Source organism: Micromonospora sp. NPDC048843 (assembly GCF_040649965.1).
GTDB classification, from domain to species: Bacteria; Actinomycetota; Actinomycetes; order Mycobacteriales; family Micromonosporaceae; genus Micromonospora; species Micromonospora hortensis.
This window is the reverse complement of the sequence record NZ_JBEZGJ010000358.1, coordinates 1-2,025: the sequence shown is the minus strand read 5'-3', so window position 1 is coordinate 2,025 and position 2,025 is coordinate 1. Positions and strand designations below refer to the sequence as shown.

The 2,025-nt window shown below is 67.5% G+C and carries 2 protein-coding genes and 1 pseudogene; 1 reads left to right on the top strand and 2 read right to left on the bottom strand.

Annotation, left to right across the window (positions count from 1 at the left end; translation table 11 throughout):
* Positions 1-94 (top strand): annotated as a pseudogene (locus AB0C20_RS36070) (oxidoreductase); the annotation flags it as partial.
* Positions 95-203: 109 nt separating this feature from the next.
* On the opposite strand, the gene AB0C20_RS36065 reads toward AB0C20_RS36070, so the two are convergent.
* On the bottom strand, positions 204-1,043 hold the full coding sequence (locus tag AB0C20_RS36065; RefSeq protein WP_357569703.1) for a carbohydrate ABC transporter permease: 840 nt from the start codon (positions 1,041-1,043) through the stop codon (positions 204-206).
* The coding region (locus tag AB0C20_RS36060; protein ID WP_357569702.1) for a sugar ABC transporter permease at positions 1,036-2,025 on the bottom strand (990 nt) is incomplete at its 5' end. The genes AB0C20_RS36060 and AB0C20_RS36065, both read right to left, overlap by 8 nt.

Below are 2,025 nucleotides of genomic sequence, written 5' to 3'. Positions count from 1 at the left end.
CGGCCTGGTCAACAACGCCGGCGTCACCAGCCTGATCGGGCCGTTCACCGAGTTGCGGGTCGAGGACCTGCGCCGGGTCGTCGACGTCAACCTCGCACACACCGCCTCGATCTGGTACGCCGCCGTGGCGACACCCCAGAGGAAGTCGGGTGGCAGCTTGGACAGGTCGGGCACGGGACGGTTCTCCTCTGGGGTTGGATGACTCACTTGACAGCGCCGGCGGTGAGGCCGGCGACGAAGTAGCGCTGTAGGGCAAGGAACCCGACGACGACCGGGATGCTGACCACCAGCGAGGCGGCCATGATCTGGTTCCAGTAGACGTTGAACTGGGTGGAGTAGCCCTGCAGGCCGACGGCCAGGGTGCGGCTGCCCTCGTCGGTCATCACTGACGCGAAGAGCACCTCACCCCAGGCGGTCATGAACGCGTACACGGTGACCGCGACGACGCCGGGCACCGCGGCCGGCAGGATGACCTGGAACAGGGTGCGCAGCGGACCGGCGCCGTCGACCTGCGCCGCCTCGTCCAGACCCCTGGGGATCGAGTCGAAGTAGCCGACCAGCATCCAGATCGAGAACGGCAGCGAGAAGGTCAGGTACGTGATGACCAGGCCGGTGCGGCTGGCGTACAGCTCGATGCCTGTGGCGTTGCCCAGGTTGACGTAGATGAGGAACAGCGGCAGCAGGAACAGGATGCCGGGGAACATCTGCGTGGACAGCACCGTCACCGAGAAGAGGCTCCGGCCGCGGAACCGGTACCGGCTGACCGCGAACGCGGCGAAGATGGCCACCGCCACCGAGCAGATCGCCGCGATGCTGGACACCACCAGGCTGTTCACCAGGTACCGGGCCAGCGGCACTGTGCTCCACATGTCGATGAACGGTTGCAGGGTGGGCCGGCTGGGCCACCAGGTGAAGCCGTTCTGCACGTCCTGCAACGGCTTCGCCGCCGAGGTGACCATGACGTAGAGCGGGATGACGACGAAGAGGGTGAGCAGGGTCAGCACGATGCGCCGGCCCCAGCGCTCACCGGCGGTCTCACGCATGGTCGTCCCTCCGACGGTTGGTGATCAGCAGGTACACGGCCGAGACGACCAGCAGGAACAGCAGAAGCGCCACCGACATCGCCGACCCGGAGCCGAAGTCCCAGGTCTTGAAGGAGCTGCGGTAGATGTGGATGGAGATCAGGTCGGCCTGCTCCGGCGCGGAGCCGCCGAACAGCACGAACGGGGTGTTGAAGTCGTTGAACGTCCACAGGAAGAGGACCAGCAGCAGCACCAGGTTGACCGGTCGCAGCATCGGCAGGGTGACCGAGCGCAGCCGGCGCCAGAACCCGGCGCCGTCGATGGCGGCGGCCTCGTACAGCTCGCCGGGCACGTTCTGCAACCCGGCCATCAGGCACAGGAACGCGAACGGCCAGTTACGCCAGACCGACACCACCAGCAGCGACCAGAAGCTGTTGTCGCCGATCAACCAGAACGGCCGTTCGTTCATCAGCCCGAGCTGGTCCACGAGCACGTGGTTGACCAGGCCGGTGTCGCGTTGCAGCAGGAAGCTCCAGGTGATCACGGCGGCGTAGACCGGCAGCGCGTACGGGGTGAGGAACAGCGCCCGCAGGATCGCGCGTCCACGGAAGGGCCGTTGCAGGACGACCGCCGCCGAGATGCCGAGCAGCCAGGCGAACCCGACCGAGAGCAGGCTGTAGGCCAGGGTGATCCAGAACGAGTGCAGCAGTTCCTTGCCGGCGGCGCTGTTCAGGTCGAGCGTCGCCCGGTAGTTCTCCAGCCCGATGAAGGGCGCGGTGGACCAGTCACGGATGTGGAACTGGGTCAGCTCCAGCAGGCTCATCCAGACCCCGACGACCATCGGGATCACGTGGATGGCGAGTTCCAGCACGACGGCCGGTGCGAGCAGCAGGTACGGCAGGAGCGAGCGGCGGGGGCCGCGGGGCCGGCGGGCCCGGGGGGACGACCACGACGTTGGTCGCCGCGAGGATCGTCGGGACGGTGAGGTCGCGCAGCGACACGT